This window comes from Yoonia sp. (assembly GCF_017854415.1).
In the GTDB taxonomy this organism is placed as follows: Bacteria; Pseudomonadota; Alphaproteobacteria; order Rhodobacterales; family Rhodobacteraceae; genus Yoonia.
In genome coordinates, this window is the sequence record NZ_JAFMHR010000142.1 from 2,197 (window position 1) to 7,126 (window position 4,930).

The 4,930-nt window shown below is 55.5% G+C and carries 7 protein-coding genes; 4 read left to right on the plus strand and 3 right to left on the minus strand.

Annotation, left to right across the window (positions count from 1 at the left end; translation table 11 throughout):
* Together map and sfsA are read right to left on the minus strand one after the other, a co-directional pair.
* Positions 1–611 (minus strand): type I methionyl aminopeptidase (gene map, locus QZ197_RS13570; RefSeq protein WP_296432641.1); only part of this gene is annotated, 611 nt, incomplete at its 3' end.
* Between the two features lie 56 nt (positions 612–667).
* Positions 668–1,369, minus strand: coding sequence for a DNA/RNA nuclease SfsA (sfsA, locus tag QZ197_RS13575; protein ID WP_296432643.1), 702 nt, complete (start codon positions 1,367–1,369; stop codon positions 668–670).
* Positions 1,370–1,411: 42 nt separating this feature from the next.
* Here sfsA and QZ197_RS13580 point away from each other — a divergent pair, with 42 nt between their 5' ends.
* Genes QZ197_RS13580 through QZ197_RS13595 form a run of 4 tightly spaced genes read left to right on the plus strand, consistent with a single transcriptional unit; the run spans position 1,412 to position 4,362 of the window.
* The gene (locus QZ197_RS13580; RefSeq protein WP_296432645.1) at positions 1,412–2,134 is read left to right on the plus strand and encodes a molybdopterin-binding protein; all 723 of its coding nucleotides are present in this window, start codon (positions 1,412–1,414) and stop codon (positions 2,132–2,134) included.
* Positions 2,131–2,856, plus strand: coding sequence for a GNAT family N-acetyltransferase (locus tag QZ197_RS13585; RefSeq protein ID WP_296432647.1), 726 nt, complete (start codon positions 2,131–2,133; stop codon positions 2,854–2,856). Before QZ197_RS13580 ends, QZ197_RS13585 begins: the two co-directional genes overlap by 4 nt.
* Before the next feature lie 4 nt (positions 2,857–2,860).
* Positions 2,861–3,427 (plus strand): peroxidase-related enzyme, encoded by a 567-nt coding sequence (locus QZ197_RS13590; RefSeq protein WP_296432649.1) that lies wholly within the window; start codon positions 2,861–2,863, stop codon positions 3,425–3,427.
* The gene (locus tag QZ197_RS13595; protein WP_296432652.1) at positions 3,424–4,362 is read left to right on the plus strand and encodes an OmpA family protein; all 939 of its coding nucleotides are present in this window, start codon (positions 3,424–3,426) and stop codon (positions 4,360–4,362) included. The genes QZ197_RS13590 and QZ197_RS13595 overlap by 4 nt, the downstream gene beginning before the upstream one ends.
* A gap of 10 nt (positions 4,363–4,372) precedes the next feature.
* Here the strand turns inward: QZ197_RS13595 and QZ197_RS13600 are convergent.
* The coding region (locus QZ197_RS13600; protein ID WP_296432654.1) for a GGDEF domain-containing protein at positions 4,373–4,930 on the minus strand (558 nt) is incomplete at its 5' end.

The window sequence follows — 4,930 nt, forward strand, 5'->3', positions numbered from 1 at the left end:
TCTAGCCGCGCACCAGTGCCTTCGCGGCCATAGTGCAAGACATTCGGCGGGGCGTGAAACACACGGCCAAGTCCGTGACCGCAAAAATCGCGTACCACTGACATACGGTGGCTTTCTGCATAAAGCTGGATCGCGTGGCCAATGTCGCCAAATGTGTTGCCCGGCTTTGCGGCCTCAATGCCCTTCATCAGGGCATCATGAGTGACTTGGATCAAACGCTCTGCTTTGCGCGACGGTGTGCCTGCAACATACATCCGGCTTGTGTCGCCGAACCAGCCGTCAACGATCACTGTCACATCGATATTCAGAATGTCGCCGTCTTTCAGCTTTTTATCGCCTGGAATACCGTGACAGACCACATGGTTGACCGAAATACAGCTGGCGTGCTGGTAGCCTTTGTAGCCAATGGTCGCGGATACAGCGCCAGCATCCTCAACCATCTGTGTGATCAACCGGTCAAGCTCGCCTGTGGTTTGACCGGGGAAAACGTGTGCCGCGATCTCATCAAGGATGTGTGCTGCCAAAGCCCCCGCTTTTGCCATACCGGCAAAGTCGTTTGCTTCGTAAATGCGGATGCCTTCTTTGGTGAGGCGAGCTTTGTTCGTTTCCAACGGTCCGTTTTCCTTTTCAGTCCTTGCGCGCACATAGGCGAATTCCAAGCCGATTTCTAGAGCTTGAAGGGGATGGGGTCACCTAGCCAAATACCTTTTGGGCTGATTTTGCAACGCTGCGCGCACACTTTGACACCGGCAGCAGCCGCTTGGTCAAATGCAACACGGTAAACGGGGTCGATATCAGTCGCCAAGGTCATGGCAGCGCAGTCCGTACGCTGGACCAGATAGAACATAATTGCACGGTGGCCTTGGGTCGCCATCTTGGCCAGTTCTTGCAGGTGTTTGGTGCCGCGTGCAGTCACGCTGTCAGGGAATTCTGCTAAACCTGCGGTACGGCAAAGGGTAACGCTTTTGACCTCAAGATAGATGTCCGGTCCCTGACCGCTCAACAGGAAATCAATGCGGCTATTTTCGCCGTATTTCACCTCTGGGCGGACCAGATCGTAAGGCGGCAGATCGGGAACTTGGTGGGCAAGCAGTGCCGCTTTCATCGCGCGATTGGGTAAAGACGTATCAACGCCGGTGAAATGCCCGTTTTCATGATCGACCAGACGCCAGCCGAATTTCAATTTCTTTTTGGGGTCGTTGTTAGGTTCGAGCCAGATTTTTGTGTCGGGCTCAGCTAGTCCCATCATCGAGCCGGGATTTGCGCAATGGGCGGTCACTTCGCGGCCATCAGCAAGACGGACATCCGCCAAGAAACGTTTGTAGCGCCGAATAAGGCGGGCAGGGACAAGAGGCGTGGCAAATTCCATAACCACCCCTATAACCATTCACACATGACAGGAGAACCACCCATGCCCAACCCCAGTGCCGCGATGCTTGTGATCGGCGACGAAATCCTTTCCGGACGCACGCGCGATGCAAATATGCACTATTTGGCAGGGCAGCTGACCGAGCGTGGCATCGATCTGAAAGAAGTGCGCGTCGTCAGCGATGACCCAGATGCGATTGTTGCCGCAGCCAAAGCGCTATCGCAGGGGTACGATCATGTCTTTACCAGCGGTGGTATCGGTCCGACGCATGATGATATTACAGCAGATTGCATCGCTGCGGCCTTTGGCGCTGCTATTGATGTGCGCGACGATGCACGGGCTTTGCTGCAGGCCCATTATGATCGATCAGGGCAAGAACTGAACGCGGCGCGTTTGCGCATGGCGCGGATACCGGACGGGGCCAAATTGATTGACAATCCGGTTAGCACGGCGCCTGGGTTCAGCCTTGGGAATGTCCATGTGATGGCCGGGGTGCCATCCGTTTTTCAGGCGATGGTCGCGAGCATTCTACCAACGCTCACAGGCGGTGCGCCGCTGCTGTCGCGGACATTACGATTGGTGCGGGGCGAAGGTGATATTGCCGGACCGTTAGGCCAATTCGCGTCAGATTATCCGATGCTGTCGGTTGGGTCCTATCCGTTTCAAAAGGACGGCGTTTATGGGTCTAACATCGTGGTCAGAGGGTCGGATGTGCACGAACTCGAGCAGGCAATGGCGGCGTTGGCCGCCATCTTTGATGTATGACATTTCCCGACGCGCAAAAACTATATGCTGTAATTGATGCAACATGGCCCGCGCGTGCCAAGCAGGCGGTGGGCCCTTGGACCATTCGGTTGGATGGGCGCGGGGGCAGCCGCGTGAGTGCCGCTACCGCAGAACAGCCTGTGCAGGATGCCGATATTCCTTCGGCGCAAGAAGCAATGCAAGAGGCAGGTCAGGCCCCGCTGTTTATGATACGCGCAGGTGACGAAGGCCTTGATCGTGACCTTGCTGCGCGCGGTTACGTCATCAAAGACCCTGTGAATATGTACGCCGCGCCCGTTGCACTTATTGCGACAAAACGGCCACCGCCTGTCACCTCGTTTGAGGTCTGGCCTGTGTTAGCGGCACAAGCAGAAATATGGGCGGCTGGTGGCGTTGGTGCAGGGCGACTGGACGTTATGGACCGTGCGCGGGCCCCAAAAACCGCGTTGCTGGGGCGGGTGAAAGATAAGCCAGCAGGCACCGGATTTGTGGGCATCGCAGCAGACTGTGCAATGGTCCACGCGTTGGAAATAGCCGTCGATTTCCGCCGCCAAGGGCTGGCACGGCATTTGACGCAAGCCGCAGCATTTTGGGCGCACAATCAAGGGGCGGACTATTTGACGTTAGTGACAACGCAAGCCAACACCGGAGCAAATGCGCTATATACTTCCCTCGGGATGACGCTTGTGGGACAGTACCACTATCGGATCCTGCCGGAGTAAATTTATGACTGACCAACCAACCGCACTTGATCTACCCATGGCTGATCCGTTGCCTGAGGCTACGCAGAAATACTTTGATATTTGCCAAGAAAAGCTGGGTATGATCCCCAATGTTTTGCAGGCCTATGCCTTTGATGTTGAAAAACTGAATGCATTCACAGCGCTTTATAATGACGTGATGTTGGCAGATTCAGGGCTGTCAAAGCTAGAGCGTGAAATGATCGCTGTCGCGGTGTCGTCTCTCAATAAATGCTATTATTGCCTCACGGCGCACGGGGCAGCAGTACGGCAGCTATCGGGTGATCCAAAGCTGGGCGAAATGCTGGTGATGAACTGGCGTGTGGCCCCTTTGGATGCGCGCCAACATGCGATGTTGGCATTTGCAGAATTGATGACGGTGGCCAGCGCCACCATCACCGAAAAAGACCGCGACACCTTGCGGCAGGTGGGCTTTTCAGACCGCGATATCTGGGACATTGCAGCCGTCGCGGGGTTCTATAATATGAGCAACCGGATTGCGTCGGCCACCGATATGCGCCCTAACGACGGCTACCACGCGCAGGCGCGATGATCCGCTTTGTCGCCATCTTTTTGGGCTGCTTGGCAGGTGCGGTGCAGGCTCAAACTCTGTCGTTCCCAAGTAACGCGAGCTTGCAGCGCGAGATCGTTAGTCCGGTCGAAAGTTACCTTCTGCCGATTGGGATTTGGGACAAAGGGGCAGTGCCAACGCGTAAAATCGAGGGACGATTGACCCAACAGGCGTGGCGCATCGCAGCACCTTCATTGACGACATTGCAGTTCTTACGTCCGTTGCGGGAACAGTTGCGCAATGACCGCTACCGCATCATTTTTGAATGCCAAACCGAGGCCTGCGGCGGGTTTGATTTCCGGTTTGGCGTACAGACCCTTCCGCCACCTGAAATGCAGATAAATATAGGCGACTACCGGTTTATTGCGGCCGAAAGGGCGACGAATGCAGGGCCCGAAGTTATAAGTCTTTTTGTAAGCCGCACGGCACAGGCAGGTTTCGTACAAGTGATCCATGTGGGGCCACCCCAAAACGAACCAATCGCAAGGACGTCAACGCAAGCAGAACCGCTGGGGGCGACAACCGAATTGCCCGACGCAAGTTTTGCGGCACAGCTAGATCAAGTTGGTCGCGCTGTGTTGTCTGATCTGACGTTCGCTTCGGGGTCTGCACAACTGGAAACCGCAGAGTTTGCATCGCTGCGCGCCGTCGCTGACTATTTGCTGATGCACCCGAACCGAGTTGTCGCATTAGTTGGTCACACCGATGCCGCAGGTGATCTTGCGCTGAATATCACGCTTTCGCGACGTAGGGCTGCGTCTGTGCTAGAGCGTTTGGTGGCGGATTACAGTGTTGCGCGCCGCCAACTGCAAGCGGAAGGTGTCGGGTATCTGGCCCCTATCGAAAGCAACCTGACCGAGGCAGGACGCGAAGCGAACAGACGGGTGGAACTGGTGCTGCTAGCCAAAGACGAATAGGCGCCCAGCTTCATGCATGGATTTGCCCATCTGCAAATGTGTCGTCCCAAACGACCATCTGCGCGCGCCCGTTTTCCTTGGCGTGATAAAGTGCCTTGTCCGCCGCAATAAACATGTCATCCAAAGTAGCTTTTGGGTAAGAAGCCACAGCGCCAATCGACAAGGTGATCGACAGATGTGCCCCGTCTTTATTATCAAATGGTATGGGCAAAGTCAGGCGATGGCCGATCGATCGGGCCTGCTGCACGGTTGTATTCTGAAGATAGATGGCAAATTCCTCACCACCTATCCGGCCGACCACATCGCCCTCGCGCAAATTCCGCCGCAGCATATATGCGATTACTTTCAGGCAGTCATCACCAGCTTGATGGCCGTAGCGATCATTGATGTTCTTGAACCGATCAGCGTCCAGCATTAGCAGTACACCATGCCCCCCCTGCTTGCGCCGTTTGTCGGTCTGATCAAAGAATGTCCGGCGGTTATTGAGGTCGGTTAGACCGTCCTTGCGCGAGAGACGCCAGAGCTTGCGCTGCAATTTGATCTGAAACGTCGTCACCGTCAAAAAGAA